Source organism: Pseudomonas canadensis (genome assembly GCF_000503215.1).
In the GTDB taxonomy this organism is placed as follows: Bacteria; Pseudomonadota; Gammaproteobacteria; order Pseudomonadales; family Pseudomonadaceae; genus Aquipseudomonas; species Aquipseudomonas canadensis.
In genome coordinates this window covers 267,627-294,052 of record NZ_AYTD01000001.1, presented here as the reverse complement: position 1 = coordinate 294,052, position 26,426 = coordinate 267,627, and the positions used below count along the sequence as shown (strand labels likewise).

The 26,426-nt window shown below is 61.0% G+C and carries 26 protein-coding genes and 2 pseudogenes; 11 read left to right on the top strand and 17 right to left on the bottom strand.

The window, feature by feature from the left end:
- Nucleotides 1-2: 2 nt before the first annotated feature.
- Both U367_RS0101305 and U367_RS0101300 read right to left on the bottom strand, forming a co-directional pair.
- Nucleotides 3-425, bottom strand: a complete 423-nt coding sequence (locus U367_RS0101305) for a phasin family protein (protein ID WP_028615406.1) — start codon at nt 423-425, stop codon at nt 3-5.
- A 105-nt stretch (nt 426-530) separates the two neighbouring features.
- A complete protein-coding gene (locus tag U367_RS0101300; protein WP_028615405.1) occupies nt 531-806 on the bottom strand; it encodes a polyhydroxyalkanoic acid system family protein in 276 nt (91 codons plus the stop codon).
- A 144-nt stretch (nt 807-950) separates the two neighbouring features.
- Here U367_RS0101300 and ubiE point away from each other — a divergent pair, with 144 nt between their 5' ends.
- From ubiE to U367_RS1000000132620, 11 genes and pseudogenes are all read left to right on the top strand, one after another.
- Nucleotides 951-1,721: a bifunctional demethylmenaquinone methyltransferase/2-methoxy-6-polyprenyl-1,4-benzoquinol methylase UbiE gene (gene ubiE, locus U367_RS0101295; RefSeq protein ID WP_016972732.1), complete on the top strand. Its 771-nt coding sequence runs from the start codon at nt 951-953 to the stop codon at nt 1,719-1,721.
- The gene (locus tag U367_RS0101290; protein WP_028615404.1) at nt 1,721-2,344 is read left to right on the top strand and encodes a ubiquinone biosynthesis accessory factor UbiJ; all 624 of its coding nucleotides are present in this window, start codon (nt 1,721-1,723) and stop codon (nt 2,342-2,344) included. Before ubiE ends, U367_RS0101290 begins: the two co-directional genes overlap by 1 nt.
- Nucleotides 2,341-3,945: a ubiquinone biosynthesis regulatory protein kinase UbiB gene (gene ubiB / locus U367_RS0101285; protein ID WP_028615403.1), complete on the top strand. Its 1,605-nt coding sequence runs from the start codon at nt 2,341-2,343 to the stop codon at nt 3,943-3,945. The genes U367_RS0101290 and ubiB overlap by 4 nt, the downstream gene beginning before the upstream one ends.
- A gap of 41 nt (nt 3,946-3,986) precedes the next feature.
- A complete protein-coding gene (gene hisI / locus U367_RS0101280; protein WP_012721796.1) occupies nt 3,987-4,379 on the top strand; it encodes a phosphoribosyl-AMP cyclohydrolase in 393 nt (130 codons plus the stop codon).
- A 2-nt stretch (nt 4,380-4,381) separates the two neighbouring features.
- Nucleotides 4,382-4,714 (top strand): phosphoribosyl-ATP diphosphatase, encoded by a 333-nt coding sequence (locus U367_RS0101275; protein ID WP_003187881.1) that lies wholly within the window; start codon nt 4,382-4,384, stop codon nt 4,712-4,714.
- 26 nt (nt 4,715-4,740) lie between these two features.
- Complete coding sequence (locus tag U367_RS0101270) at nt 4,741-5,019, top strand: twin-arginine translocase TatA/TatE family subunit (protein ID WP_016979166.1); 279 nt, start codon at nt 4,741-4,743, stop codon at nt 5,017-5,019.
- Nucleotides 5,020-5,029: 10 nt separating this feature from the next.
- Nucleotides 5,030-5,434: a Sec-independent protein translocase protein TatB gene (gene tatB, locus U367_RS0101265; protein WP_028615402.1), complete on the top strand. Its 405-nt coding sequence runs from the start codon at nt 5,030-5,032 to the stop codon at nt 5,432-5,434.
- Complete coding sequence (gene tatC, locus U367_RS0101260; protein ID WP_010213805.1) at nt 5,431-6,219, top strand: twin-arginine translocase subunit TatC; 789 nt, start codon at nt 5,431-5,433, stop codon at nt 6,217-6,219. The genes tatB and tatC overlap by 4 nt, the downstream gene beginning before the upstream one ends.
- Nucleotides 6,216-6,923, top strand: a complete 708-nt coding sequence (locus U367_RS0101255; protein ID WP_028615401.1) for a 16S rRNA (uracil(1498)-N(3))-methyltransferase — start codon at nt 6,216-6,218, stop codon at nt 6,921-6,923. Before tatC ends, U367_RS0101255 begins: the two co-directional genes overlap by 4 nt.
- Before the next feature lie 262 nt (nt 6,924-7,185).
- Nucleotides 7,186-8,244, top strand: a pseudogene (locus tag U367_RS1000000132625) (methyl-accepting chemotaxis protein); the annotation flags it as partial.
- A complete protein-coding gene (locus tag U367_RS1000000132620; protein ID WP_371317946.1) occupies nt 8,230-9,102 on the top strand; it encodes a methyl-accepting chemotaxis protein in 873 nt (290 codons plus the stop codon). The pseudogene U367_RS1000000132625 and the gene U367_RS1000000132620, both read left to right, overlap by 15 nt.
- A gap of 160 nt (nt 9,103-9,262) precedes the next feature.
- Here U367_RS1000000132620 and U367_RS0101245 read toward each other — a convergent pair whose 3' ends face one another.
- The 15 genes and pseudogenes from U367_RS0101245 to hutH form a co-directional block, all read right to left on the bottom strand.
- Complete coding sequence (locus tag U367_RS0101245; protein ID WP_028615399.1) at nt 9,263-9,997, bottom strand: amino acid ABC transporter ATP-binding protein; 735 nt, start codon at nt 9,995-9,997, stop codon at nt 9,263-9,265.
- On the bottom strand, nt 9,990-10,949 hold the full coding sequence (locus tag U367_RS0101240; RefSeq protein ID WP_028615398.1) for an amino acid ABC transporter permease: 960 nt from the start codon (nt 10,947-10,949) through the stop codon (nt 9,990-9,992). Before U367_RS0101240 ends, U367_RS0101245 begins: the two co-directional genes overlap by 8 nt.
- Before the next feature lie 25 nt (nt 10,950-10,974).
- Nucleotides 10,975-11,094, bottom strand: a pseudogene (locus U367_RS1000000132280) (outer membrane lipoprotein carrier protein LolA); the annotation flags it as partial.
- Complete coding sequence (locus tag U367_RS0101235) at nt 11,091-11,888, bottom strand: transporter substrate-binding domain-containing protein (RefSeq protein ID WP_025999974.1); 798 nt, start codon at nt 11,886-11,888, stop codon at nt 11,091-11,093. The pseudogene U367_RS1000000132280 and the gene U367_RS0101235, both read right to left, overlap by 4 nt.
- A gap of 220 nt (nt 11,889-12,108) precedes the next feature.
- The gene (locus U367_RS0101230) at nt 12,109-12,909 is read right to left on the bottom strand and encodes a transporter substrate-binding domain-containing protein (RefSeq protein WP_028615397.1); all 801 of its coding nucleotides are present in this window, start codon (nt 12,907-12,909) and stop codon (nt 12,109-12,111) included.
- A gap of 186 nt (nt 12,910-13,095) precedes the next feature.
- Nucleotides 13,096-15,666 carry a glucans biosynthesis glucosyltransferase MdoH gene (gene mdoH / locus U367_RS0101225; RefSeq protein WP_028615396.1) on the bottom strand — a complete coding sequence of 857 codons (2,571 nt, stop codon included), beginning with the start codon at nt 15,664-15,666 and terminating at the stop codon, nt 13,096-13,098.
- A complete protein-coding gene (locus tag U367_RS0101220) occupies nt 15,659-17,395 on the bottom strand; it encodes a glucan biosynthesis protein G (RefSeq protein ID WP_028615395.1) in 1,737 nt (578 codons plus the stop codon). Before U367_RS0101220 ends, mdoH begins: the two co-directional genes overlap by 8 nt.
- 267 nt (nt 17,396-17,662) lie before the next feature.
- A complete protein-coding gene (gene dtd, locus U367_RS0101215) occupies nt 17,663-18,100 on the bottom strand; it encodes a D-aminoacyl-tRNA deacylase (RefSeq protein WP_016979155.1) in 438 nt (145 codons plus the stop codon).
- Complete coding sequence (gene pip, locus U367_RS0101210; RefSeq protein WP_028615394.1) at nt 18,097-19,068, bottom strand: prolyl aminopeptidase; 972 nt, start codon at nt 19,066-19,068, stop codon at nt 18,097-18,099. Before pip ends, dtd begins: the two co-directional genes overlap by 4 nt.
- 103 nt (nt 19,069-19,171) lie before the next feature.
- The gene (locus tag U367_RS0101205) at nt 19,172-20,107 is read right to left on the bottom strand and encodes an alpha/beta hydrolase (RefSeq protein WP_028615393.1); all 936 of its coding nucleotides are present in this window, start codon (nt 20,105-20,107) and stop codon (nt 19,172-19,174) included.
- Nucleotides 20,104-21,036: a choline ABC transporter substrate-binding protein gene (locus U367_RS0101200; RefSeq protein WP_028615392.1), complete on the bottom strand. Its 933-nt coding sequence runs from the start codon at nt 21,034-21,036 to the stop codon at nt 20,104-20,106. The genes U367_RS0101205 and U367_RS0101200 overlap by 4 nt, the downstream gene beginning before the upstream one ends.
- A 190-nt stretch (nt 21,037-21,226) precedes the next feature.
- The gene (gene hutG, locus U367_RS0101195; protein ID WP_028615391.1) at nt 21,227-22,027 is read right to left on the bottom strand and encodes an N-formylglutamate deformylase; all 801 of its coding nucleotides are present in this window, start codon (nt 22,025-22,027) and stop codon (nt 21,227-21,229) included.
- 12 nt (nt 22,028-22,039) lie between these two features.
- Nucleotides 22,040-23,245 carry an imidazolonepropionase gene (gene hutI, locus U367_RS0101190; protein WP_028615390.1) on the bottom strand — a complete coding sequence of 402 codons (1,206 nt, stop codon included), beginning with the start codon at nt 23,243-23,245 and terminating at the stop codon, nt 22,040-22,042.
- Nucleotides 23,246-23,260: 15 nt separating this feature from the next.
- Nucleotides 23,261-24,670: an amino acid permease gene (locus U367_RS0101185; protein ID WP_028615389.1), complete on the bottom strand. Its 1,410-nt coding sequence runs from the start codon at nt 24,668-24,670 to the stop codon at nt 23,261-23,263.
- A gap of 197 nt (nt 24,671-24,867) precedes the next feature.
- A complete protein-coding gene (gene hutH, locus U367_RS0101180; protein ID WP_152537898.1) occupies nt 24,868-26,406 on the bottom strand; it encodes a histidine ammonia-lyase in 1,539 nt (512 codons plus the stop codon).
- Between the last annotated feature and the right edge of the window lie 20 nt (nt 26,407-26,426).

The window sequence follows — 26,426 nt, the reverse complement described above, 5'->3', positions numbered from 1 at the left end:
CCTTAGTGTTTACGCGCGACACGTTCTAGCAATGTCGTCAGCTCTTCGAGCTTAGCAGAGAGTGTCTCAACGTCATGTTTAGACGCAATGCCGATTCGATTCAAGGCACTGGCAACACGAGTGTCAAAAGCTTTTTCAACTTTATCAAGCTGAACTTCTACCAGACCTTTGACGGCGGAGACATTACTCTTTACTTGGTCAATCTGACTGTTGGCGGCTTCAAGTTGTTCAACTGCAACTTTTTTACCTTTACTTTCAACATGTTGACCGGTCTTAACCAGCTCTTTGAAGTACTCGCCGCCCTCGCTTCCGACCTTGGCATAAGCACCAAGTCCTGCCAGCCAGATCTTGCGGGCGTAGGATTTAACCTCGCTCAGGGTAGTGGTCTGGGCGTCGATTTTTTTCTTCAGGATAACTTTGGCCATGGTGCACCTCACGCAGAATAGGGTGGAGGAACGGCCCACAGGAGTTGAGGGCTTGGGCACAAAGTAGGCTGTAAAATTAGAATCGGCACCCTAAGAACAGACGGATCACACCAAGGCTTTATCCAGGGCTTTTTCGATTTCGGACTTGATGGTGCCACTCATGGCCGACATCAACAGGCCCAGTTCCACATCGATGCGCAACGAATCTTCAGTGACTAATACCGCGCCCTTAACCCCCGAACGCTTGAGGTTCAAGGTATCGCCGGACCATGACGGCTCCAGGCCATATTGCTCTTTGAGTTTGAGCGCCAACTTGTCGGCCTTTGCCCGCGCGCCTTCTTTACCCAGGGAATGTGCGCGCTCAACGGTTATACGGGCCATTGCAATGACTCCTCTTTATAGGGACGTGAATACCTTCGATGCGGCAAAAGGTCTCGGTGACCACCCATCTTACCTGCAGCCTTGCCAAGACAAAGCAGGCCTTGGGGATTATCATGTCCCGCATTCTCTTTTGGTGACAGCGATATGACTGATCAGCGCAAAGGCAGCGATGCCGAACCCACCACTCACTTCGGCTTCAAGAACGTCCCGGAAAGCCAGAAAGCGGAAAAAGTCGCTGAGGTGTTCCACTCCGTGGCGGCCAAGTACGACCTGATGAACGATGTGCTGTCGGGCGGTATGCACCGCCTGTGGAAGCGCTTCACCATCGAGTTGTCGGGTGTTCGCCCTGGCAACCGTGTGCTGGACATCGCCGGCGGCACAGGTGACCTGGCGGCCAAGTTTTCCAAGCTGGTTGGCCCGACTGGCCAAGTCGTATTGGCCGACATCAACAGTTCGATGCTCAAGGTCGGTCGCGATCGCCTGCTGGATAAAGGCGTGGCCGGCAATATCGAGTTCGTCCAGGCCGACGCCGAAAAGCTGCCGTTCCCGGACAACCATTTCGACTGCGTGACCATCGCCTTCGGCTTGCGCAACGTCACCCACAAGGAAGACGCGATCCGCTCGATGCTGCGCGTGCTCAAGCCGGGTGGTCGCCTGTTGGTGCTGGAGTTCTCCAAGCCGACCAACGCGGTGATGTCCAAGGTCTACGACACGTACTCGTTTGCCTTTATGCCACTGGTAGGGAAACTGGTGCTCAACGACCCGGACAGCTATCGCTACCTGGCCGAATCGATTCGCATGCACCCCGACCAGGAAACGCTGAAGTCGATGATGGTAGAAGCCGGTTTCGACCGCGTGACCTACCACAACATGACCTCGGGTATCGTCGCCCTGCACCGCGGCATCAAGCCCTGATGCTGCTCGCCAGCCTTCTCGCCAGCGTTGAACACGGCCTCAACCGTGTGCTGCGCCTGGACAGCACCGCCCTGGCGCGGCTTGCGCACCTCAACGGCAAGGTGATTGCCGTCGACTGCCGCAGCCCAGCCTTGCAGCTGTTTATCCTGCCCAGCGATGAAGGCCTGATGCTCGCGGCCCAATGGGCCGCCGACGCCGATTGCACCCTGCGTGCGCCGGCGTCGAGCCTGTTGCACCTGGCCTTGAGCCGCAACAAGACCGCCATCCTGCACAGCGCCGAAGTGGAGCTGGAAGGCGACAGCTCGGTGCTGATGGACCTGGCTGCCGTGCTGCAGGACCTGGAACTGGACTGGGAATACGAGCTGTCACGCTGGATCGGCCCCGTCGCCACCCAGTTGATCAGCGGGCACCTGCGCAGCCGTTCGCGCTGGTACCAGCAGGGGTTTGCCAGCCTCAACCAGAACCTCGCCGAATACCTGAGCGAAGAATCGCGCACCCTGGTCGGAGAACGTGAGGCGCAAGCGCGCTTTCGTGAACTCGACAAGGCCAAAATCGACCTGGAACGCCTAGAGGCCCGCTTCGAGCGCCTAAGCCGTTCCCTTGATCCAAGCGATAACGCATGAAGCTGCTCGCCGTCCGCCGTTTGTTTCGTATCCAGCGCGTCGTAATCCGCTACCAACTCGATGACCTGCTGTTCGCCCTGCCCCTGCCGTGGTTCCTGCTGGCAGTGCGCTATGTGCTGCCGTGGCGCTGGTTGCCGCGCAAGAAGCTGGAGCTGAGCCGTGGCGCGCGCCTGCGCCTGGCGTTGCAGGATCTGGGGCCAATTTTCATCAAGTTCGGGCAGATCCTCTCGACCCGCCGCGACTTGCTGCCTGAAGACATCGCCGACGAGCTGATGCTGCTGCAGGACCGCGTGCCGCCGTTCGATTCGCAGCAGTCAATGGCGTTGATCGAAGAGCAACTGGGCAAGAAAATCAGCGAAGTCTTCAGCCGCTTCGACGTCGCGCCTCTCGCGTCGGCCTCTGTGGCCCAGGTCCACGCGGCGCAACTCAAGACCGGCGAAGAAGTGGTGGTGAAGGTGATTCGCCCGGGTCTCAAGCCGATCATCGGCCAGGACCTGGCGTGGCTGTTCATCCTCGCCCGCGCCGCCGAGCGTTTCTCGGCCGATGCGCGGCTGCTGCACCCGGTAGACGTGGTCGCCGACTACGAAAAGACCATCTACGACGAACTCGACCTGCTGCGCGAAGCCGCCAACGCCAGCCAGCTCAAGCGCAACTTTGAAGGCTCGCCGCTGCTGTACGTACCCCAAGTTTACTGGGACTGGTGCCGCCCCAAAGTGCTGGTGATGGAGCGTATCTACGGCGTGCAGGTCACCGACCTCGCGACCCTGGCCGACCAGCGCACCGACATGAAGATGCTCGCCGAGCGAGGCGTGGAGATCTTCTTCACCCAGGTGTTCCGCGACAGTTTCTTCCACGCCGACATGCACCCCGGCAACATCTTTGTCAGCACCGTGAACCCGTGGAGCCCGCAGTACATTGCGATCGACTGCGGCATCGTCGGCAGCCTGACCCCCGAAGACCAGGACTACCTGGCCCGCAACTTGTTCGCCTTCTTCAAGCGCGACTATCGCCGTGTGGCGCAGTTGCACATTGATTCAGGCTGGGTGCCGGCGGAAACCAAGCTCAACGAATTCGAAGCGGCGATCCGTACCGTGTGCGAGCCGATCTTTGAAAAACCGTTAAAAGATATTTCCTTCGGCCAGGTGCTGATGCGCCTGTTCCAGACCGCGCGACGCTTCAACATGGAAGTGCAGCCACAGCTGGTATTGCTGCAAAAAACCCTGTTGAACATCGAAGGACTGGGCCGCCAGCTGTACCCGGACCTGGACCTGTGGAACACCGCCCAGCCGTTCCTCGAACGCTGGATGCGCGAACGCATGAGCCCGAAAACCGTGCTGGGCAACCTGCATAGCCAGATGGAACAACTGCCGCACCTGGCCAACATGACCCGCGACCTGCTGGAGCGCATGTCCCAGCCCCACGCCAAGGACCCGGCGCCGCCCTGGAAGCAGCGCAAGGACGACTGGTTCCTGCGCCTGCTGGGTGCTGCGCACCTGGTCGGCGGGGTGATGCTGGCCATCGGTGGCCCGCTGAACCAACTGGGCCACTGGCCGGCTGGCATCATGGTCGCGGTGGGTGTTTATCTGATCGTGCGTCGATAGCCAATCCGGTTATACACTGTCGCAAATTGCCGGAGCCGAACATGAAAGACTGGCTGGACGAGATCAAATGGGACAGTGACGGCCTGGTGCCGGCCATTGCCCAGGACTACAAGACCGGGCGCGTGCTGATGATGGCCTGGATGAACCGCGAGGCCCTGAGCCTCACCGCCACTGAGCAGCGCGCCATCTATTGGTCACGCTCGCGTGGCAAACTGTGGCGCAAGGGCGAAGAGTCCGGGCACGTGCAGACCCTGCACGAGATGCGCATCGACTGCGACGCCGACGTGGTGATCCTCAAGGTCGAGCAGATCGGCGACATCGCCTGCCACACCGGCCGTCACAGCTGCTTCTATCGCGTGTTCGAGAACGGCGAATGGAAAGTTGTCGAGCCGGTGCTCAAAGACCCGCACGCCATCTACTCGGCAGGACACTAGACATGAGCGATACCCTGAACCGCGTGGCCCAGGTGCTGGAAGACCGCAAAGGCGCGGATGCCGACAGTTCCTACGTCGCCAGTCTGTACCACAAGGGTTTGAACAAGATCCTGGAGAAACTCGGCGAAGAATCCGTCGAGACCATCATTGCGGCCAAGGACGCGCAAATCAGCGGTGATTACAGCGATGTAATCTACGAGACCGCTGACTTGTGGTTCCATAGCCTGGTCATGCTCGCCCAACTGGGGCAGCATCCGCAGGCTGTGCTGGATGAACTGGACCGACGCTTCGGCTTGTCCGGGCATGCCGAGAAAGCCTCGCGCCCGTCGGCCTGAATAACCAAGACTAGAGGATTTGCAGCATGGGCATTTTTGACTGGAAACACTGGATCGTCATTCTGGTGGTGGTGGTACTGGTGTTCGGCACCAAGAAACTCAAGAATTTGGGCACCGACGTGGGCGAATCGATCAAGGGCTTCCGTAAAGCCATGAACGACGACGAGAAACCGGCCGACCCGGCTGTAAATCCGGTGCCTCCGGCGCAGCCTGTGCACCCGCAGGCCACCCAGCCGATCACCGAGCGCCGTACGTTCGACGTTCAGGCTGAGAAAGTCGAAGAGCCGACCCGCAAAGACTCGTGAGCACTGACTAATGTTTGGTATCAGCTTCTCTGAACTGCTGCTCGTCGGCCTCGTAGCCTTGCTGGTACTAGGGCCGGAACGCCTGCCCGGTGCAGCACGCACAGCCGGCCTGTGGATCGGGCGCCTGAAACGCAGTTTCAACGCCATCAAACAGGAAGTTGAACGGGAAATCGGCGCCGACGAGATCCGTCGGCAACTGCACAACGAGCACATTCTTTCGTTGGAACAGGAAGCCCGCAAGATTCTGTCACCGGTGCAGGAGCCCGCCAAACCGGCGGAGCCTGTGGCCCAAAACAGCATCGCGCCTGTTGCCGAAGCCGCCCCCGTGGCACCGATCGCGCCCACCGAGCCTGCGCCGACGCCCACCGCGTCGCCCGCGCCCCATGACCCTACATTGCCGCCGCGAGCCCCATGAGCGCTGATAAACCGGAAAACGACCAGCATATGCCGCTGGTCTCGCACCTCACCGAGCTGCGTACCCGCCTGCTGCGTTGCGTAGCGGCCATCTTCATCATCTTTGCCGGGTTGTTCGCCTTTACCCAGCAGATCTACACCTTCGTCTCCACGCCGCTGCGCCAGTACCTGCCGGCCGGTGCGACGATGATCGCCACCGACGTGTCGTCGCCGTTCCTCACGCCGTTGAAGCTGACCATGATGGTCTCGCTGTTCCTGGCGATCCCGGTGATCCTGCACCAGATCTGGGGCTTTATCGCGCCGGGCCTGTACAAGCATGAGAAGCGCATCGCCGTGCCGCTGCTGGTGTCGAGCATCCTGCTGTTCTACACCGGCATGGCATTCGCTTACTTCCTGGTGTTCCCGCTGATCTTCAAATTCTTCGCCGCCGCCACCCCGGCCGGCGTGGAAATGATGACCGACATCACCAGCTACCTCGACTTTGTGATGACGCTGTTCTTCGCCTTCGGCGTGGCCTTCGAAATCCCGGTGGCCGTGGTGCTGCTGGTATGGATCGGCGTGGTCAACGTGGCGTACCTGAAGAAGATCCGCCCGTACGTGATCATCGGCTGCTTCGTGGTCGGCATGATCCTTACGCCACCGGACATCTTCTCCCAGACCCTGCTGGCCGTGCCCATGTGGATGCTGTTCGAAATCGGCATCCTATTCAGCGGTTTGATCAGCAAGCGCGGCGAACACCCGGATGACCAGCCCGACGACGACCAGCCGCCAGCGACCCAGCCGTGAACCTGCTGCTCCTTGAAGAGGCCGACTTCATCGCGGCCGACCGTGTGGTGCTGCGTGATCGACGCCTGGTGCACATGCAGGAAGTCCACCGCGCCGCCGTCGGCGACAGCCTGCGTGTTGGCCGCATCGGTGGATTGATGGGCAATGCGCAACTGCTGCGCCTGGAAGCCACCGAAGCCGAGCTGCAAGTCAGCTTCGACCAGCCGCCACCGGCCAAGCTGCCACTGACCCTGCTGCTGGCCCTGCCACGCCCGAAGATGCTGCGTCGAGTGTTGCAGACCGTCGCCGCCATGGGCGTGCCCAAGGTGGTGCTGCTCAACAGCTACCGCGTCGAAAAGAGCTTCTGGCAAACCCCGTTCCTGGAACCCGAAGCGATTCGCGAGCAATTGATCCTCGGCCTGGAACAGGCGCGGGACACGGTGCTGCCCGAGATCATCATCGAAAAACGCTTCAAGCCGTTCGTCGAAGACCGCCTGCCGGCACTGGTTGAAGGCACCCTGGGCCTGGTCGGTCATCCTGGCGACTATCCAGACTGCCCCCGCGGCCTCGACGAGCCAGTGACCCTGGCGATTGGTCCCGAGGGCGGCTGGATTCCCTACGAAGTGGACCTGCTGGCCAAGGCCGGGTTGCAGCCGGTACAACTCGGCGCCCGCATCCTGCGCGTCGAAACCGCCGTCACCGCCCTGCTCGCCCGCTTGTTCTAACCCCGCTTACTCCAGATGGATGGGCTTTTTGTGGTGAGCGGGCTTGCCCCGCGCTGGGCTGCGCAGCGGCCCCAACAAGGACGCCGCAGTGTATCAGCAAGAGAGCGATGCCTGGGTTTAGGGCGGCTCCGCCACCCAGCGCGGGTCAAGCCCGCTCACCACACAAACCCTCTCCGACATTCGACCTTGTTGCTACAGAACTCACCTACGCTGCCGATAAGCTCTTAATAAGTCCAAGCCTTGTTCCAGGGGAGTTCGCAGCATGTATCGTTGGTTAGCCGAAAAGCTGGGGAATGTCAGCGTCAAAACCAAACTCGGCGTGGGCTTCGGCCTGGTGTTGCTGCTCACGTTGATGATCACCTTCACCGGCTGGACCGGCCTAGGCGACGTGATCAGTCGCGGTGACAAACTGGGCTATATCTCCAGCCTCAACGGCCTGACCAAGGACTTGCGCCTGGCGCGCCTGGACTTCGAAATGCGGCGCGGCGAACAAGGCACCGACGCGGTCAATAGCCTGATCGCCAAGCTGGACAGTGGCCTCAAAACCGCCGCCGACCTGATCGAGCAACCCGGCGACAAGGCCCTTGTGGAACAGCAACAAGACGCCTTGAACCAATACAAAAAGGCCTTTGCCGCCATGGTCCAGGCCGGGCTCAAACGCGAAGGTGCGCGCAGCAAACTGGGCGACACCGCCGACAACGCCGTGGCGAAGGTCAGCGAGGTCGAGAAAAGCCTGCTGCAAGGTGACAGCGTCACGCAGTTCAACAGCGTGGTCGACCTGAGCAAACTGATTCAGCAAGCGCGCTTCCAAGTGCGCGGCTATACCTACAGCGCCAAAGTCGAGGCTGAACAACCGGCCCTCGACGCCATTGATAACGCGGTGAAGAAAATCACCGAGCTGGAAGGCCAACTGCCCGCGCAGTACCAAGCCAATCTGCAGGAGGCCAGCACCTCGTTGCAAGCCTACCGCGCGGCCGTCAGCCAGTACCGTGACTCCCAGACCGCTGCCGCCGAGGCGCTGAAAGTCATGAGCGCCCAGGGCGACATCCTGCTAGCTCACAGCGAAAAACTCACCACCTCGCAAACGGTGGTGCGCGATACCGACGCCGCGCAGGCCAAACAACTCTTGCTGCTGGCGACCGTGCTGGCGCTGATCTTCGGCTTGGTGGCCGCCTGGGCGATCACGCGCCAGATCGTCATCCCGCTGAACCAGACTCTCAAGGTGGCGGAGCGCGTCGCCTCCGGCGACCTGAGCCACAACCTGACCTCCACACGCCAGGACGAACTGGGCCAACTGCAACGGGCCATGCAAAGCATGACCGTCGGCCTGCGCGAGCTGATAGGCGGTATCAGCGACGGCGTCACTCAGATCGCCAGCGCTGCCGAGCAATTGTCGGCCGTGACCGAACAGACCAGCGCCGGGGTCAATAGCCAGAAGGTCGAGACCGACCAGGTCGCCACCGCCATGAACGAAATGGCCGCCACTGTGCAGGAAGTCGCGCGCAACGCCGAGGAAGCCTCTGAAGCCGCCGTAGCGGCTGACCAACAGGCCCGAGAAGGCGACAAGGTCGTCGGCGAAGCCATCGCCCAGATCGAACGCCTGGCCACCGAGGTGGGTAACTCCACGGTCGCCATGGGCGACCTGAAGCGCGAAAGCGACAAGATCGGCAGCGTGCTCGATGTGATCAAGTCCGTCGCCCAGCAAACCAACCTGCTGGCCCTCAACGCCGCGATTGAAGCTGCGCGCGCCGGGGAAGCCGGGCGTGGCTTCGCCGTGGTGGCGGACGAGGTGCGTAGCCTGGCCCAGCGCACGCAGAAGTCCACCGAAGAGATCGAAGAGCTGATCGTTGGCCTGCAAAGCGGCACCCAGCAAGTAGCGACCATCATGGACAACAGCCGCGGCCTGACCGACAGCAGCGTCGAACTGACCCGTCGTGCCGGCAGCGCCCTGGCGAGCATCACCCGCACGGTCTCGACCATCCAGGCGATGAACTCGCAGATCGCCACCGCCGCCGAGCAGCAAAGCGCGGTGGCTGAAGAGATCAACCGCAGCGTGTTGAACGTGCGTGATGTGTCGGAGCAGACCTCGTCAGCCAGTGAAGAAACCGCCGCGTCCAGTGCAGAACTGGCCCGCCTGGGGATTTATCTGCAAACGCTGGTGGGGCGCTTCCGGATCTGAGCCACACTTTATGAAACGTCCTACGTAGTTATCAGCCCAGCAGTGTGCCGAATCGAATTAGCGTTTCCTTAGTTGCGAAACGCTTCTTCAGATTCGGAGGCCACCATGTTTTCTCTGCTGGTCAATGCCAGCGTCCGCCTCAAGCCCGCACAGGAACAGGCTATAGGACCTGACGCAGGAAGGCCTGGGCCCGTGGGTCCTTCGGCGCATCGAAGAACGCGGCCGGGGCAGCGTCTTCCAACAGTTTGCCATGGTCGAAGAACAGCACCCGGTCAGCCACTTCACGGGCAAAGCCCATTTCGTGGGTGACGCAGACCATGGTCATGCCTTCCAAGGCCAGGGTCTTCATCACGTCCAGCACTTCGCCGACCATTTCCGGGTCCAGCGCCGAGGTCGGCTCGTCGAACAGCATGACCTTGGGGTCCATCGCCAGAGCCCGGGCAATCGCGACGCGCTGCTGCTGCCCACCGGACAAGCGTGATGGAAACTCGTTGGCCTTCTGCGCGATTCCGACCTTTTCCAGCAATGCCAGGGCCTTGGCCTCGCGTTCCTTCTTGCTGCGCTTGCGCACGACTTTTTGCGCCAGGCACAGGTTTTCCAGCACCGTCATGTGGGGGAACAGGTTGAAATGCTGGAACACCATACCGACTTCGCGGCGATAGGCGTTCACGTCGGTTTTTGGATCAGCCAGTTGCAGGCCGTCGATGCTCACCGAACCCGAGTCGAATTCTTCCAGGCCATTGAGGCAGCGCAGGAAGGTGGACTTGCCGGAGCCGGACGGGCCAATCACCACCAGCACTTCGCCTTTGGCTACCTGGGTGGTCACGTTGTCGACCGCACGGACCACATGGCCACGGGTATCGAAGACTTTTACCAGATCGCGGACTTCAATCACTTTGCGCGAGCCTCCGCTCAAGCCGGCTGGCCATTTTCGACAGCGGCAGGTTGATCAGCAGGTACAGGCCTGCGACGCAGAACAGAATTTCAAACGGCGAGAACGAGGTGGTGATCACTTCGCGGCCGCTTTTGAGCAGTTCGGTAATCGCAATCACCGAGACCAGCGAAGTGTCTTTTACCAGGCTGATAAATTGCCCGGCCAATGGTGGCAACACGCGCTTGAACGCTTGCGGCAGTACCACATGGCGCATCGACTGGCTCGCGCTCAGGCCCAAGGACCGCGCGGCTTCATTCTGGCCGCGGGTGATGGACTGCACACCAGCGCGCACGATTTCCGCTACATAAGCGCCGGTAAACAGCGACAGTGCGGCGATCCCGGCAAATTCCCGGGACAGGTTGAGCACCGTGCCGATAAAGAAATAGAAAATGAAGATTTGCACCAATAGCGGCGTACCGCGCACCAGCTCGACGTAGATCGTCGACAGATCTCGCAAGGTCGGGTTGCTGGACAACCGGCACAAGCCGGTCGCCAAACCGATTGCCAGGCCCAGGATGCCCGATACCACCGACAGCCACAACGTGGTCCACAACCCCCACATCAGCGGGCCCAGCGCCCAATGGCGGGTCACGCCCACCACGTCGCCTTCGGCCACATCGTCGCCACGCGCCACTTGCAGGCTGTTGTCGGCAACGGTCAGCTTCTGCTCGGCGCCTGCGTCGTTGCGCAGGGTCACTTCGGCGACATCGCCTTTGCGTACCAACTCGACAACGGTGGAGATATCAGCGGCGCGCTGGGAAGTTTCAGCCTGGTAGGCGAAGTACTGCGGCACGCGGTTCCAGCGCCACTCGTAGGACATCAACGAGGTGGCGTAGTACAAGGCGCCAGCCAGGCCGACCAGCACGACCACAGTCAGCAGGTGCCAGGGCCATTGGGCTTTTTTCTGTTTCATTTCAACTCTCGGAGTGTGTCGCACTTGTAGGAGCGAGCTTGCTCGCGAAAAACCTGAGAGCGCCACGGGATGTCAGGTTTCCCGCGTCATCGTTGGCGATATTCGCGAGCAAGCTCGCTCCTACAGGTTCTGGATCAGCGCTTATTCCATGTCCTTGAGCCACTCGGAGCTCTTGAACCACTTGTCATGGATGCGATCGTAGGTGCCGTCGTTACGGATCTGGTGCAGGAAGTTGTTGATGAAGTTGATGCTGTCGTAGTCGCCTTTTTTCAGGCCGAACGCCAGGGGTTCGAAGGTGAAGGGTTCTTCGAGGTATACCAGCTTGCCGTTACCGACTTTCTTCTCGGCAACCACGTTGTAAGGCGCGTCATACACAAAGGCATCGGCCTTGCCGTTGACCACGTCCAGCACGCCTTCCTGCTCGTTGTCGTAGCCGTGGTACTTGGCTTTGGAGATCAGCTTCTTGGCGACCATCTCACCGGTGGTGCCGAGCTTGGAGGTCAGGCGGTATTTCTCGTCGTTCAGGTCTTTGTAGGACTTGATAGTGCCTTCCAGCTCCTTGCGGATCAGCAGGGTCTGGCCGACCACGATGAAGGGTTCGCTGAAGTTCAGGCGCAGGTTGCGTTCCTGGGTCAGGGTCATGCCGCTGCCGATCATATCGAACTTGTTGGTCAGCAGCGCCGGGATGATGCCGTCGTAGCCGGTGGAGATCGGTTCGAACTTGACGCCCATGGACTTGGCCATGGCCTTGAGGATGTCCACTTCGAAACCGATGATTTCGCCGCGCTTGTTGGTCATCTGGAACGGCATGTAGGTCGGGTCCATGCCGACTTTCAGCGTGCCGCGCTTGACCGCATCATCGATGGCGCCGGCCTGGGCCGCATTGACCGCGACCAGCGCGGTGACGCCTAGCAGCAGCATCGAAAGATACTTTTTCATCATCAAGTCCCCTGAACGATTCTTATAAGGTCGGCGCGCAAACGGGCTGCACCATTTCGGGGTGCGATCCTAACCCACTCGTCTGCTGTCACAAAGGTTTCACGGCTATTTGTTATCGGCGTATGTCGGAAAAGCCCCCACGACAGGACAGCAAAGGGCAGGCGTAGACACGTGCAGGGGCGATTGAAGCAACGGTTTGATATGTAAGCAGTTATGACTTTCAGTCGATCTCTGCCAGCCAGGCAGTGTCTTTAAACCACTTATCGTGAAGATGATCGTAGGTGCCGTCCTGGGCAATCTGGTTGAGGAAATGGTTAATCCAATTGAGGCTGTCGAAATCACCTTTTTTCAAGCCAAATGCCAGGGGTTCAAACGTGAAAGGTTGCTCAAGCGCCAGTAGGGTGCCGTTCTCCGCGCGACTCAGGGCGATCAGGTTGTAGGGCGCGTCATGAATAAAGGCATCGGCCTTGCCTTGTACCACTTGGCGTACTCCTTCCTCCGGTGTTGAAAAACTGCTGAGTCGGGCCGCCCCTAGAAACCGTCGCGCGGCCGCCTCGCCGGTAGTGCCTTCGGTAGCGGCGATCCGGTAGCTGGCGTCATCCAGGTCTTCCACACTGCTCACCTTGCCCGCCAGGCGTGGGTGCAGCAACGCGGACTGGCCGACCACAATGAACGAATCGCTGAAGTTCAGCTTGAGGTTGCGCTCTTGGGTGATGGTCATACCGCTGCCGATCAGGTCGAACTTCTTCGCCTGCAACCCCGCTACCAGTTCGGTGTAAGGCACCGCGACCAGCTCAAGCTCCACACCCAACGCTTGGCTCATGACGTTGAGCAGGTCGATTTCAAAGCCGACGATGCGGCCCTGTTTGTCGGTCATTTCGAAGGGCACATAGGTGGGCGTAGTGCCGACCTTCAGCACGCCGCGTCGAACGGCGTCGTCAATCGCGCCGGCCTGCGCCAACCCCGTGTGAATCAATGCGGCAGCGCTTAGCAGCAGTGCCAGACAATAGCCTTTGCTCATAAATACCCCTGTGGCAAGTCCAAATCCGGGGCGATGCTAACTCAGTCACAGGCACGGCAATACGCCTCGAACAAGGGTCTTTTGTTTCGAAAAAACAAGAGCTTGGCGTAAGGAAGGAAGAAGGGGAAAACGCTGTAGGACCAGCGCTTCGAACACCCCCGAGGAGAACCCTCGGGGGCGTCTGAATCAGGCCGGTTGGGCCTGGGACGACAACGGTTGCAGTGGCAGCAACGGCGCGTGCGGATCAGCCTTGATCGAGTCACGCCAGGCGGCGAGCCACTCGACATGGCCTTCGTTCCAGACGTGCTCATGCAGGCGCGCCAGGGCGACCGGGTCGCTCAGCAGGGCCAGGCGTTCGCCGTTGTTGAGGCCAGCGGGGCCGACTTTCAACGCGTGACGCACACGTTCGGTACGCAGGTACTCGATCGGCTCGGCCTCACGGTGACGCGACGTCGCCAGGGCACAGGCAAGGGCGTTCTGCTGTGGGTCGACCACCGAACGCACGAAGCCGTCGTTCAGCGCGTGCCAACGGTTTTCGTGAGTGTACAACTCGGTCGACAGCAAGGCCTGCGGCGGATTGTATTCCTCGGGGATCAGGAACAGGCTCTCGTCGCGGGACTTGAGGCCCAGCCCGACACGGCTGGAGATCACCGAGACCGGGATCGACAGCATCAGCGAACCCACGATCGGCACCAACCACCACAGGAAGCTCGGGTTCAACCACACTACCAACAGGGCCCACAGGAAGCCCAGCACGGTTTGCGGACCGTGGCGCTTGACCGCTTCGCTCCATGGGGTGGAGTCGTCGTCACGCTGCGGCGAGTTCCAGGTTGCGGCCCAGCCGAGGAACGCGGCGAGCACGAAACGGGTGTGGAAAATCATCCGCACCGGCGCCAGCAGCATGGAGAACAGCATCTCCAGCAGCATCGACAAGGTCACCTTGAACTTGCCGCCGAACTCTTTCGCGCCCTTGGCCCAGATCAGGATGATGCTCAGCAGTTTCGGCAGGAACAGCAGCACGATGGTGGTAGAGAACAGCGCCACCGCCTTGTCCGGATGCCATTGCGGCCACAGCGGGTACAACTGGCGTGGTGCCATGAAGTACTGCGGCTCCATCAGGGTATTCACCGCCAGCAACGCCGTGGACAGCACCAGGAACAGGAACCACAACGGCGCCGACAGGTAAGACATCACGCCGGTCAGGAACACCGCACGGTGCACCGGGTGCATGCCCTTGACCAGAAACAGGCGGAAGTTCATCAGGTTACCGTGGCACCAACGACGGTCACGCTTGAGTTCGTCCAACAGGTTCGGCGGCAACTCTTCGTAGCTGCCCGGAAGGTCGTAGGCAATCCACACGCCCCAGCCGGCACGGCGCATCAGCGCAGCTTCAACGAAGTCGTGGGACAGAATGGAACCGGCGAACGCGCCTTTGCCCGGCAACGGCGCCAGGGCGCAGTGCTCGATGAACGGCTTCATGCGGATGATTGCGTTGTGACCCCAGTAGTGGGATTCACCCAGTTGCCAGAAGTGCAGGCCGGCGGTGAACAGCGGGCCATACACGCGGGTAGCGAACTGCTGCATGCGCGCATACAGGGTGTCCATGCCCGACGCACGCGGCGCGGTCTGGATGATCCCCGCATCCGGCGTGGCTTCCATCAAACGTACCAGGCTGGTCAGGCATTCGCCGCTCATCACGCTGTCCGCGTCGAGCACAACCATGTACTTGTATTCACCGCCCCAGCGACGGCAGAAGTCGTCGAGGTTGCCGCTCTTACGCTTTACGCGACGGCGGCGACGGCGATAGAAGATCTTGCCGAAACCACCGGCCTCGCGGCACACGTCGAGCCAGGCTTGCTGTTCGGCGATGCAGATGTCGGCGTCATTACTGTCGCTGAGCACGAAGAAATCGAAGCGATCCAGATCACCCGTGGCGGCGACCGACTCGAACGTCGCACGCAAACCGGCGAATACCCGAGGCACGTCTTCGTTGCAGATCGGCATCACCAACGCGGTACGGGCATCTTTCGGAATGGGCTCGTCACCGGCACTTTTACCGGAGATGCGGTATTTATCATGACCGGTCAGCAGTTCCAGGAAGCCCATCAACGCAGTCCAGAAACCGGCTGACACCCAGCAGAACAAGATCCCGAACATAATCAGGATGCTGGTTTGCAGGGCGTAAGGCAGTACCTGGGTAGCCGTTTGCAGCAGGGTCTGGTTGCGGATTTCGTCGAAGTCGACCAGCGACCAACCCTGGTACGGCATGATGCCTTTCATGTACCAACCGGCAACGATGGTCTGGCCGAGCATCAGCACCAGCAGGATGTAACGACGGATCGAACCGACCGTACGCCAGCGCGCGGCCGGCAATACACGCTCATCCTTCGGCGGCGCCGGAGGATTGCTGCGCCCGGTGATACGGCGCCAGCCGCGCACCAGGATATTGGTGCGCCACGGCTCCGGCACCACGCGGGTACGACGGATCGGCGGCGTGGCCTTCAAGCACACGCGACCGGCGGCGTCGACCGCCAGCATTTCGGCGTCTTGCAGCTCTTCGGCAGTGTTGAGGGTCAATCGGCGGCCAACCGACGCCTGGGCGGCATCGACCGGCGCATCGAAGGTCGACGACGACAAGCGTTCGTGCAACTCGGTGAAGGATGTGCAACCCGCCAGTTCGGCGCGCTGCTCAGCGGTCATCGGTAGATGCGCCAGATACTCCTGCAGAGTTTCTGGCTGGACTTGAGAATTACTCATCGGCAGGCAACTGGTAGCTCCAGGTTTCGGTCAGGACTTGTTCGGTCTTGATCGGCTCCGGTGTGGCTGGGGCAGCTTCTGGCTGCTTGGCTTCCTTGTCTTTCGCGTCTTTCTTGGCCTGTTTCTCGTGCTGCTTGGCCAGGACCTTGTCAGCCTTGAGCACGTGGCTGGAATCCTGCTCAGGAGCGGGCGGCGGAACGTCCTGCACCAGTGCAGCGCGCATTTCGGTCGGCTTGCCTGCGTCCTTGATCTTCATGCGCAGGGTCAGGCGCCAGCCTTTCGTGTGTTCGTTGTAGCGCACACTGTTTTCAACCAGTTCGGCGTTGTCGCTGACACTCACTTGGCTGCGCACCGGGGCATCCGATGGCAGGGCCTTGAGGGATGGGCCCTCGAAGTCCACCAGGTAGGCCACGCTGCCGTCAGGCTGGCGGATCAGGTTGGATTGCTTCACGTCACCGGTAGAACGCAGGGTTTGCTTGACCCAGGCGCTGTCGCTCGGGTGCAGGGACTTTTCGTCCATGGTCCAGTGCAGGCGGTAGGAAACATCCAGTGGCTTGCCGACTTCAGGCAGCTCGGCCGGGCTCCAGAACGCAACGATGTTGTCGTTGGTTTCGTCGGCGGTTGGGATTTCCACCAGGTTGACGGTGCCTTTGCCCCAGTCGCCCTCAGGCTCGATCCAGGCGCTTGGGCGCTTGTCGTAGTTGTCGTCGAGGTCTTCGTAGTGGCTGAAGTCGCGACCGCGTTGCAGCAGGCCGAAACCTTTCGGGTTCTCTACGGTGAAGTTGCTGACCGACAGGTGTTTCGGGTTGTTCAGTGGGCGCCAGATCCACTCGCCGTTGCCGGCATGGATCGACAGACCGCTGGAGTCGTGCAGTTCACGACGGTAGTTCAGCACTTTGGAAGGCTGGTTCGCGCCGAACAGGTACATGCTGGTCAACGGGGCGACGCCCAGCTTGCTGACCTTGTCACGCAGGAACATCTGGGATTTCACGTCGACAATGGTGTCGGTGCCCGGACGCAGGATCAGGCGATAAGCGCCAGTAGCCCGCGGGGAATCCAGCAAGGCAAAGATCACCAATTGTTTCTCACCCGGCTTTGGACGCTCGATCCAGAACTCGGTGAACCGCGGGAACTCTTCCCCGGACGGCAATGCGGTGTCGATCGCCATGCCACGGGCAGACAGGCCATACGCCTGGCCCTTGCCGACCACGCGGAAGTAGCTCGCGCCCAGCATGGTCATGATTTCGTCTTGCTTGTCGGCCTTGTTGATCGGGTACAGCACACGGAAGCCGGCATAACCCAGCTGTTCGGTGGCTTTAGGATCAAACTTCACGTCGCCAAAATCGAAGCGCGTCGGGTCGTACTTGATTTCCTGGACGCTGTCGGCGGTGACTTCGTTGATTTTCACCGGTGTATCGAAGTGCATACCCTGGTGATAGAAGGACAGCTTGAACGGGGTGTTCTGATCAGCCCACTCGGCTTTTTCGTTGCGGAAACGAATCTTCTGGTAGTCCGCGAACTTCATTTCACGGAATTCGTTCGGCAGATTGCTGCGCGGAGCTTCGTATTTCTGCCCGGCCAGCTCTTTTGCCTTGGCCGACACATCATCCAGACTGAATGCCCACAGTTGACCCGCGCCGAACAGGCAAAACAGGGCGGAGCCCGTCACCAGTGCGTTTCGTAACCGTTTGGCAGACAATTTTGGTGCATTACAGGGACTAACAATCACGAGCAACCCTCGCCGAAAACAGATCAAAAAACCAACGGCCAGCTATCTATATGCCAGGTTGGCGAGCATTGTTCCGACTCCCCTGGGGCAAAATGATTCCCCATTGGCGATCGGACAAGTCTCTACCTAAGTCAAAAATGGACCAAACAACGCTGATCCCCGTAGCGCGCGATTATCTAGTAGCCCGCGAGACAACGCATCAGGGACAACGAAGTATTTGTAGCGAAACCCTGCGTTTTTAGGCATTAAAAGTCGTTTTTAATACATTCACGTCTGCAAGAGGAAGGTCACAGGGCCATCATTGACCAAATGCACCTGCATATCGGCGCCAAAACGCCCTGACGCCACCTTGCCATGCAATTGTTGCGCTTGTAACAGCAAGTGATCAAAAAGCGCTGCTCCCAAGGCCGGCGGGGCCGCTGTGGAGAAGCTCGGCCGCAGCCCGCTCTTGGTATCGGCCGCCAAGGTGAACTGCGACACCAGCAGCAAACCGCCGTCGATATCCTTCAACGACAGGTTCATCTTGCCTTCGTCGTCACTGAACACCCGATAGTTCAACAGCTTGTGTAACAGCTTATCGGCACTCTCCGGCGTATCCGCAGGCTCGACGGCCACCAGCACCAGCAAACCCTGGTCGATGGCGCCGACGATTTCGCCCGCCACCTCGACTCGGGCGCCGCGCACCCGTTGCAGCAGACCCTTCATGCTTCTTCAGGCGGCAGGTCGAGCAAGCGCCGTGCCATCTCACTGGTCGCACGCACCAAGGCATCGGTGATGCCGGGTTCGGACGCCGCATGGCCGGCCTCGCGAATCACCTGCAACTCACTGTTGGGCCACGCCTGGTGCAACGCCCAAGCGTTATCCAAAGGGCAAATCATATCGTAGCGCCCGTGGATGATTACGCCAGGCAGATGGGCGATCTTGTGCATATCGCGGATCAGCTGGTTGGGCTCCAGAAACGAGTTGTTGGTGAAGTAGTGGCACTCGATCCGCGCGATGGACAGGGCGCGTTGCGGCTCGGAAAACCGCTCCACATGCTGTGGGCTCGGGCACAGGCCAAGCATGCGCCCTTCCCAGCCGGACCAGGCCTTGGCCGCGTGCATCTGGGCGATCTGATCGTTGCCGGTGAGGCGCTTGTGGTAGGCCGCGATCATGTCGTGGCGCTCTTCCGGCGGGATCGGCGCGAGGTAGTCCTGCCAGTAATCAGGGAACAGGCGGCTCGCCCCTTCCTGATAAAACCAGTGAATGTCCTGCGGACGTGCCAGGAAAATGCCGCGCACAATCAGGCCGAGCACCCGCTCCGGATGGGTTTGCGCGTAGGCCAGGGCCAGGGTCGAGCCCCAGGAACCGCCGAACAGTACCCACTTGTCGATGCCCAGGTGCTCGCGGATGCGCTCTAGGTCGGCGACCAGGTCCCAAGTGGTGTTGTTTTCCAGGCTGGCGCGCGGGGTGGAGCGCCCGCAACCACGCTGGTCGAACGTAACGATGCGGTACAGGTTCGGGTCGAAATAGCAGCGGCTCTGGGCATCACAACCGGCACCAGGGCCACCATGGATGAAGACAACGGGCAAACCTTCGGGGGAGCCACTTTCGTCGACGTACAGCGTGTGGGTGTCATCGACAGCCAGATCGTGCCGGGCGTGGGGTTTGATCTGCGGGAACCAAGTCTGCATTGCGCGCTCCGTAAGGGGTCGGGTTCATCCCTGGGGGGACGTCTTTTATTTTGCCGTCTGGCACTATAAACCCGAATTGTGCAATGAGCATGTCCTAGAGCGCTTAGACCTGTGTCAGCCCTTCGCTCCCCAGGTAATCCAGCAGGTAATCGTAGAGCCGGTCCACTTCCGGCACCTGCCGCCGCGCCCGAAGGCAGCCGTGCACCAGGCCTTTGCCGGGATACAGCACGGTGGCTACGCCCGCCGCTTGCAGGCGTTCAGCGTAAAGCATGCCGTCGTCGCGCAGCGGGTCGAACTGGGCCACGGCGATGAACGCCTTGGGCAAACCGCTGAAGTCTGCGGCCAGCAGCGGCATGGCGTAGGGCGACGGTTTGCCGCTGCCCTGCAGGTACAGCGCCAAGTAGCAGTCGGTGTCGGCGCTGCTGAGCAGGGGCGCGTCCATGCAGTCACCCCGCGATGGCAGGTCGGAGGGACCGCCCAACCCCGGATAGATCAAGACTTGGGCTCGCGGCAACGGTTGCCCGTCGTCACGCAATCCCGTACACAATGCTGCCGCCAGGTTGCCGCCCGCACTGTCGCCCATGACCGCCATACGCTGCACGTCGATGGCATAGGGCCCCTGCCCTGCCTGGATTGCCTGCCACACGGCACGACAATCCTCGTAGGCGGCCGGGAACGGGTGTTCAGGCGCCAGCCGATAATCAATGGCGATCACCAAGACTTGCAAGGCCGTGGCCAGTTCGAAGCAGATGAAATCGTGGGAATCCAGGTCGCCGACCACCCAGCCGCCGCCGTGCATATAAAGGAGGCATGGCCAGCCGTCAGCAGGCACCGGCGCGGCCGGCAGATAACTGCGCACGCCTACGCCGGCCAAGGCGAAGTCCTCGACCTGCAAGCTTTCTGGTTTCGGCGGGGTAAACGCCTGGCACATGCGGTCGTAATTTTGACGTAAGCCTGCCAGCGAAGAGTCCTCGCTGGTGAAGGACTCCGTCTTCTCCACGAACGCTGCCAACTCAGGCGAAATAGGGTATCGACTCATTTCAAACTCGCCTGGACCGCCGTGGCACCGTCGCTGCCATCAAACGCCTTGACCCCAGCCAGCCAGCGCTGCAAATCCTCGGGATGGTCACGCAACCATTGCTTGGCCACATCCTGCGGCGACTTTCGCTCCATGATCGGCACCATCAACTGGCTTTCCTGGGCGGCGGTGAAGGTGAGGTTCTCCAACAAGCGATTGGCGTTGGGGCAGCGTTCGGCAAAATCCGGCGCGGTGACGGTGGAGACGGTGGCGCGGCCTTCGTCGGGGCCGAACACGTCTTCACTGCCGGTGAGGTACGCCATCTTCATATTGATGTTCATCGGGTGCGGGGTCCAACCGACGAACACTACAAACTCCTTGCGATTCACCGCCCGCTGCACCGCTGCCAGCATTCCGGCTTCACCGGAAGCCACCAGCTTGAAGCCGCCGAGGCCGAAGTGGTTGGTGTCGATCATTTTCTGGATATCGGTATTGGCGCCGCTGCCTGGCTCGATCCCATAGATCTTGCCGCCCAGCTTATCCCTGAAGCGGGCGATGTCGGCGAAAGTCTTCAAGCCTGCGTCGGCCACGTATTGCGGCACGGCCAGGGTGGCCTGGGCGTCGGCGAGGCTAGGCGTATCGAACACATTGACCTGCTTGGCCGCCAGGAACGGCGCGATATTGTTGTCCATCGCCGGTTTCCAGTAGCCGAGGAAGATATCCAGGCGTTTGTCGCGGATGCCGGCAAAGATGATCTGCTGCACGGCGCTGGTCTGTTTGCTGTCGTAGCCGAGGCCATTGAGCAACACGTCGGCCATACCGGAGGTGGCGACCACGTCAGTCCAACTGACCACGCCCATGCGGATGTTCTTGCAGGAGGCCGGCTCAGCGGCCATGGCGTGTGCACTGAACAGTGCGGCGCCGATAAGGCTCAACAAGGTTTTTTGCATGGGGGGTGGTCTCACTTGGCTGTTGTTATTCCACAACCTTAACCAGTGGAGCCTGAGTCAACACGAACTGGGGCGACGGGCAGTTGCACTGGGGCGACTGTGCGGCCGTCATCGCGGGCAAGCCCGCTCCCACATTTTGACCGTGTGAACCCGATTCAATGTGGGAGCTGGCTTGCCTGCGATAGCTATTTCAGCCGTAACGCTGTTGCCCCCATGCTAACAACCCGTCGAGCAATTGCTTGAGCACCACCCGCGTCGGTTCGGCCAGATCTGGTCGATAACGGAACGGCTCAACTTCTTCCATGTAGGTGCTCTGGCACAACTCCAGCTGCACCGCGTGGATATCCTGGGCCGGGTCACCGTAATGCCGGGTGATGTGGCCGCCCTTGAAGCGCCCGTTGAGTACGTGGGTGTACTGCGGATGCGTGGCGCAGATGGCTTCCAACTGGCTGGCCAACGTTGGATCACAGGCGGCGCCGTTGAAGGTGCCGAGGTTGAAGTCCGGCAACTTGCCGTCGAACAGGTGCGGGATCACCGAGCGGATCGAGTGCGCATCAAACAACAGTGCATAGCCAAACTCAGCCTTGAGCCGCGCCAGCTCTTCTTGCAGGGTTCGGTGATACGGGCCCCAGATTTTTTGCAGGTAGGTCACGCGCTCTTCTTCAGACGGCTCATGCCCTTCACGAAACAAGGGCACGCCATCGAACAGCGTCGCCGGGAAGAGGCCGGTGGTGGCGCCGGCATATAACGGCTTGTCGTCGGATGGCCGGTTCAGGTCGATCACAAACCGTGAATATTCAGCCGACAAGGTGCTGGCACCCAGTGCATCGGCAAAGTCATACAGCGCAGGAATGTGCCAGTCGGTGTCCGGCAGGCTTTGCGCCTCGGGGATCAACCCTGCCTCGACAGCAGGCGTCAGGCGCAGGCCGGCGTGAGGCATGCTGATCAGCAGCGGCACACGGCCTTGTTTGAAGTTCAGAACCTTATCCACGAGCAGTACTCCTCAAACAGTGACGTCGACGCCATGGCGTACGACGCGTTTATCCAGCTCGCCGCCCAGCCAATAGGCCAGGTCTGCGGGACGATCAATCTGCCAAGCGACGAAGTCCGCCACCTTGCCCACTTCCAGGGAGCCGTGGGTGTCGCCCATGCCCAACGCAGTGGCGGCATGTTGCGTGGCGCCGGCCAGGGCTTCTTCCGGGGTCATGCGGAACAGGGTGCAGGCCATATTCAGCATCAGACGCACCGACAGCGCTGGCGAGGTGCCGGGATTGAGGTCGCTGGCGATGGCAATCTTCACGCCGTGCTTGCGCAGGGCGTCCATCGGCGGCAACTGGGTTTCGCGCAGGAAGTAGAACGCGCCCGGCAGCAAGACCGCGACGGTGCCGGCGGCAGCCATGGCGATGGCGTCTTCTTCGGTCATGAATTCCAGGTGATCCGCCGACAGCGCGTGGTAACGCGCGGCCAGGCTGGAGCCGTGCAGCGACGAAAGCTGCTCGGCGTGCAACTTCACCGGCAGGCCCAGTTGCTGGGCGACTTTGAACACGCGCTCAACCTGCTCGGTGGAAAACGCCAGGTATTCACAAAACGCATCCACCGCGTCCACCAGCCCTTCCGCCGCCAGGGCCGGCAGCATTTCGATGCAGATGTGCTCGATGTAGTCGTCGGCGCGGTCCTTGTATTCCGGCGGCAACGCGTGGGCCGCCAGGCACGTGGCGCGCACGCTGACCGGCAGCGCTTCACCGAGGCGACGGGCTACGCGCAGCATTTTGCGTTCATTGGCCAGGTCCAGGCCGTAGCCGGACTTGATCTCTACGGTGGTCACGCCGTCCCGTAGCAGACTGCGCAGGCGCTTTTCAGCGCTGGCAAACAGTTCATCTTCCGTCGCCGCACGGGTGGCACGCACAGTGCTGGCAATACCGCCGCCCTTGGCCGCGATCTCGGCGTAGCTCACGCCTTCGAGGCGCTGCTCGAACTCGCCGCTGCGGTTACCGCCAAACACCGTATGGGTGTGGCAGTCGATCAGGCCGGGGGTGACCCACGCGCCTTGCAGGTCATGCACCTGGGCGTAATCCGCCGTGGGTGCCTGGCTGCGGGGGCCGATCCACTCGATGAGCGAACCGACGGTCACCATGGCGGCATCCTCGATGATCGAGTATTTTCCCTGTGCCATGGTTGCGACGTGGCAGTGTTGCCAAAGCGTTTTCATCAACGCCTCCCTAGATTAACGATGAGACAAAGCCGGGTCGTAATGGACCTTGGCCGCTTGCCCGGCAGCGGGCTTGACCCACAGCAGGTAAGCCACCACCAGCAGCACGATCCACACAGCACCGACCAGCAAAGCGGCCTGGGTGTCCGGGAAGTAACCCAGCACGCCAAACACGAACAGCATGAACACAATGGCGGCCGCCGGCGCATAGGGCCAGAACGGCACGGGGAATTTCAGTTCGGCCACCTGCTCTTTAGTCATCGAACGGCGCATGGCGACCTGGGTGAACAGGATCATCAGCCACACCCACACGGTGGCGAAGGTGGCAATCGAGGCGATCAGCAGGAACACGTTTTCCGGGATCAGGTAGTTAAGCACTACGCCGCCGAGCAGCGCTGCGCCCATCACCAGCACGGTCATCCACGGCACGCCGTGTTTGGACAATTGCGCGAAGCCCTTGGGCGCCTGCCCTTGCTGGGCCAAGCCGTACATCATGCGGCCAGCGCCGAAGATGTCGCTGTTGATGGCCGAAACGGCCGCCGAGATCACCACGATATTGAGGATGGTCGCCGCCGACCCGATGCCCAAGTTGCTAAAGATCTGCACAAACGGGCTGCCCTGGCTGCCGATCTGCGGCCATGGATAGATGGCCATCAGCACAAACAAAGTCAGTACGTAGAACAGCAGGATACGCAGCGGCACCGCGTTGATCGCCTTGGGGATCACGCGTTGCGGGTCCTTGGCTTCGCCGGCGGTGATTCCAATGATTTCGATGCCGCCAAAGGCAAACATCACCACTGCGAACGAGGCGATCAGGCCGCCGACGCCATTAGGCATGAAGCCGCCGTGGGCCCACAGGTTGCTAAGGCCGCTGGCCTGGGTTTCACCGGCAGAATGAATACCGAACAGCATGATGCCGAAACCGCCGAGGATCATCGCCACGATGGCGCCTACCTTGAGCAGCGACAGCCAGAACTCCATTTCGCCAAACACTTTGACGTTGCACAGGTTCAGGCCGCCGATCAAAAACACAATGCCGAGCACCCAGACCCAACGCGCGACTTCGGGAAACCAGAAGCCCATGTAGATGCCGAAGGCGGTCACATCAGCCAGGCAGACGATGATCATTTCAAACGCGTAGGTCCACCCAAGAATAAAGCCGGCCATGGGGCCCAGGTAGGTGCTGGCGTACTGGCCAAAAGAACCAGCCACCGGGTTGTGCACGGCCATTTCGCCGAGGGCACGCATCACCATGAACACGGCGGCGCCGCCGATCAGGTAGGCCAGCAGCACCGCGGGGCCGGCCATCTGGATGGCGGAGGCAGAGCCATAGAACAGCCCGGTGCCGATCGCAGAACCGAGTGCCATGAAGCGAATATGTCGGGCGCTGAGCCCGCGTTTCAACCCTTTCTCTTGCTGGTGCATTTCTCTTCCCTAGTTATTTTTATCCCGAGAAAAATCCGAACGGCTGCGTGATGAATGCCTTCTTTTGTGCTGAGCGGGCTTGCCCCGCGTTGGGTCGCGAAGCGACCCCAAACCCGACGACGGCAGATGGGGCTGCTGCGCAGCCCAACGCGGGGCAAGCCCGCTCACCACAGGAGGCATGCCCCCCTGCGAATGGGCTACAGGCTCGGCAGCAACTTGGCCGGCACCAGCTCATTCAGGCAGCGGCTGGCCAACAGCTCGCTGGCGGCGTTGATGTCCGGTGCAAAGAAACGGTCCTTCTCATAGAACGCCACTTTGTCACGCAGAATCCCACGTGCCTTTTCAAGCGCAGGCGAAGTTTTCAGGCCTTCGCGCAGGTCCAGGCCCTGGCACGCGGCCAGCCATTCCACGGCGAGAACGCCACGGGTGTTTTCAGCCATTTCCCACAGGCGCTTGCCCGCAGCCGGGGCCATGGACACATGGTCTTCCTGGTTGGCCGAGGTCGGCAGGCTGTCGACGCTATGGGGATGGGCCAACGCCTTGTTTTCGCTGGCGAGCGCGGCGGCGGTCACTTGGGCGATCATGAAGCCGGAGTTCACGCCACCATTGCCCACCAGGAACGGCGGCAGTTGCGACATGTGCTTGTCCATCATCAGCGAGATACGGCGCTCGCTGAGGGAACCGATTTCAGCGATGGCCAGCGCCATGTTGTCGGCGGCCATGGCCACCGGTTCGGCGTGGAAGTTACCACCGGAAATCACGTCACCTTCGGCGGCAAAGACCAGCGGGTTATCCGACACGGCGTTGGCCTCGACCACCAGCACCTCGGCGGCCTGGCGGAACTGGGTCAGGCACGCGCCCATGACTTGCGGCTGGCAACGCAGCGAGTACGGGTCCTGCACCTTGTCGCAGTTCTGGTGCGACTGGGATACCTGACTGCTTTCACCCAGCAGGTGACGATAGGCCGCTGCCGAATCGATCTGCCCACGCTGGCCGCGTGCGTCATGAATGCGTGCGTCGAAGGGTGAGCGCGAACCCAGCACCGCTTCCACGGTGAGTGCGCCACACGCCAGGGCGCCGGCGAACAGGTCTTCACCTTCGAACAGGCCACGCAGGGCGTACGCGGTGGACACCTGGGTGCCGTTGAGCAGCGCCAGGCCTTCTTTGGCGGCGAGGGTCAGCGGCGTGAGGCCGGCGACCTTCAGCGCTTCGGTGGCTTCCAGCCATTCGCCCTTGTAGCGTGCCTTGCCTTCGCCCAGCAGCACCAAAGACATGTGCGCCAAGGGTGCCAGGTCGCCGGAGGCACCGACCGAGCCCTTCAACGGAATATGCGGGTACACCTCGGCGTTGATCAGCGCGATCAGCGCGTCGATCACCTGGCGGCGGATCCCGGAGAACCCACGGCTGAGGCTGTTGACCTTGAGCACCATGACCAGCCGCACCAGCGCATCGCTGATCGGCTCACCGACGCCAGCGGCGTGGGACAGCACCAGCGAACGCTGGAGGTTTTCCAGGTCTTCGCTGGCGATGCGGGTCGAGGCCAGCAGGCCGAAACCGGTGTTGATGCCATAGGCGGTGCGGTTCTCGGCGAGAATCTGCTCCACGCAGGCGACACTGGCTTCGATCTGCGCCGTGGCGCTGTCATCCAGACTGAGGGTTACCGGCTGCTGGTAGATGGCTCGCAGTTGGGCAAGGCTCAGTTGGCCTGGAATCAGGTTTAGCGCAGTCACATTCATACTCCTTTTGAATTGTTCTT

What these genes read in the sequence shown, in the direction of transcription:
- U367_RS0101305 (WP_028615406.1), bottom strand. Translation starts at nt 425, where the DNA reads ATGGCCAAAGTTATCCTGAAGAAAAAAATCGACGCCCAGACCACTACC.
- U367_RS0101300 (WP_028615405.1), bottom strand. Translation starts at nt 806, where the DNA reads ATGGCCCGTATAACCGTTGAGCGCGCACATTCCCTGGGTAAAGAAGGC.
- ubiE (WP_016972732.1), top strand. Translation starts at nt 951, where the DNA reads ATGACTGATCAGCGCAAAGGCAGCGATGCCGAACCCACCACTCACTTC.
- U367_RS0101290 (WP_028615404.1), top strand. Translation starts at nt 1,721, where the DNA reads ATGCTGCTCGCCAGCCTTCTCGCCAGCGTTGAACACGGCCTCAACCGT.
- ubiB (WP_028615403.1), top strand. Translation starts at nt 2,341, where the DNA reads ATGAAGCTGCTCGCCGTCCGCCGTTTGTTTCGTATCCAGCGCGTCGTA.
- hisI (WP_012721796.1), top strand. Translation starts at nt 3,987, where the DNA reads ATGAAAGACTGGCTGGACGAGATCAAATGGGACAGTGACGGCCTGGTG.
- U367_RS0101275 (WP_003187881.1), top strand. Translation starts at nt 4,382, where the DNA reads ATGAGCGATACCCTGAACCGCGTGGCCCAGGTGCTGGAAGACCGCAAA.
- U367_RS0101270 (WP_016979166.1), top strand. Translation starts at nt 4,741, where the DNA reads ATGGGCATTTTTGACTGGAAACACTGGATCGTCATTCTGGTGGTGGTG.
- tatB (WP_028615402.1), top strand. Translation starts at nt 5,030, where the DNA reads ATGTTTGGTATCAGCTTCTCTGAACTGCTGCTCGTCGGCCTCGTAGCC.
- tatC (WP_010213805.1), top strand. Translation starts at nt 5,431, where the DNA reads ATGAGCGCTGATAAACCGGAAAACGACCAGCATATGCCGCTGGTCTCG.
- U367_RS1000000132620 (WP_371317946.1), top strand. Translation starts at nt 8,230, where the DNA reads ATGCAAAGCATGACCGTCGGCCTGCGCGAGCTGATAGGCGGTATCAGC.
- U367_RS0101240 (WP_028615398.1), bottom strand. Translation starts at nt 10,949, where the DNA reads ATGAAACAGAAAAAAGCCCAATGGCCCTGGCACCTGCTGACTGTGGTC.
- U367_RS0101235 (WP_025999974.1), bottom strand. Translation starts at nt 11,888, where the DNA reads ATGAAAAAGTATCTTTCGATGCTGCTGCTAGGCGTCACCGCGCTGGTC.
- U367_RS0101230 (WP_028615397.1), bottom strand. Translation starts at nt 12,909, where the DNA reads ATGAGCAAAGGCTATTGTCTGGCACTGCTGCTAAGCGCTGCCGCATTG.
- mdoH (WP_028615396.1), bottom strand. Translation starts at nt 15,666, where the DNA reads ATGAGTAATTCTCAAGTCCAGCCAGAAACTCTGCAGGAGTATCTGGCG.
- dtd (WP_016979155.1), bottom strand. Translation starts at nt 18,100, where the DNA reads ATGAAGGGTCTGCTGCAACGGGTGCGCGGCGCCCGAGTCGAGGTGGCG.
- pip (WP_028615394.1), bottom strand. Translation starts at nt 19,068, where the DNA reads ATGCAGACTTGGTTCCCGCAGATCAAACCCCACGCCCGGCACGATCTG.
- U367_RS0101205 (WP_028615393.1), bottom strand. Translation starts at nt 20,107, where the DNA reads ATGAGTCGATACCCTATTTCGCCTGAGTTGGCAGCGTTCGTGGAGAAG.
- U367_RS0101200 (WP_028615392.1), bottom strand. Translation starts at nt 21,036, where the DNA reads ATGCAAAAAACCTTGTTGAGCCTTATCGGCGCCGCACTGTTCAGTGCA.
- hutI (WP_028615390.1), bottom strand. Translation starts at nt 23,245, where the DNA reads ATGAAAACGCTTTGGCAACACTGCCACGTCGCAACCATGGCACAGGGA.
- U367_RS0101185 (WP_028615389.1), bottom strand. Translation starts at nt 24,670, where the DNA reads ATGCACCAGCAAGAGAAAGGGTTGAAACGCGGGCTCAGCGCCCGACAT.
- hutH (WP_152537898.1), bottom strand. Translation starts at nt 26,406, where the DNA reads ATGAATGTGACTGCGCTAAACCTGATTCCAGGCCAACTGAGCCTTGCC.